The sequence below is a fragment of the Marmoricola endophyticus genome (assembly GCF_014644415.1).
In the GTDB taxonomy this organism is placed as follows: domain Bacteria; phylum Actinomycetota; class Actinomycetes; order Propionibacteriales; family Nocardioidaceae; genus Marmoricola; species Marmoricola endophyticus.
Map to the genome: position 1 here is coordinate 1 of NZ_BMKQ01000003.1, position 684 is coordinate 684.

Annotated in this window: 1 protein-coding gene; it reads left to right on the top strand. The window is 35.8% G+C overall.

Going from position 1 to position 684, the window contains the following annotated elements; translation table 11 throughout:
* Positions 1-684 (top strand): site-specific integrase (locus IEX42_RS17905; protein WP_188781462.1); only part of this gene is annotated, 684 nt, incomplete at both ends.

The window sequence follows — 684 nt, forward strand, 5'->3', positions numbered from 1 at the left end:
GGGAATAAAACCTAGTACAATAACTGGGAGGATCTCTATATTGGAAGGACTATTTAGTACCCTTCTTAGGCTAGAATGGGATGATGTTCCTTCCAAAATATTAATTTATTCTGAGGACTATCCGAAAATACCAAGAGCAAAACCACGCTTTATAGATGAATTCGTCCTAGAGCAATTGAACAGTCATCTTGATAAATTACCCGAATATATAGCTACGATGACTATGATTGTTCAAGAATGTGGAATGAGGATAAGTGAATTGTGCACCTTGAAAAAAGGCTGTCTATTAGAGGACAAAGATGGAGATTTCTTTTTAAAGTATTATCAATGGAAAATGAAAAAGGAGCATATAGTTCCAATATCTAAAGAGGTAGCTTTACTTATTAAAGTTCGGGAAGATAAAGTTTCAGAGGAATTTCCAGATAGTGAATACCTCTTTCCAAGAAAAGATGGATCGCCATTAAAACAAGAAACATTTAGAGGTGAGTTAAATAAATTAGCTTATGAGCAAAATATAGTGGATAAATCAGGTGAGATTTATAGATTCCATGCCCATGCCTTTCGCCATACAGTAGGAACAAGAATGATTAACAACGGGATGCCCCAGCATATGGTGCAGAAATTTTTGGGGCATGAAAGCCCAGAAATGACAAGCAGATACGCTCATATCTTTGATGAAACTCT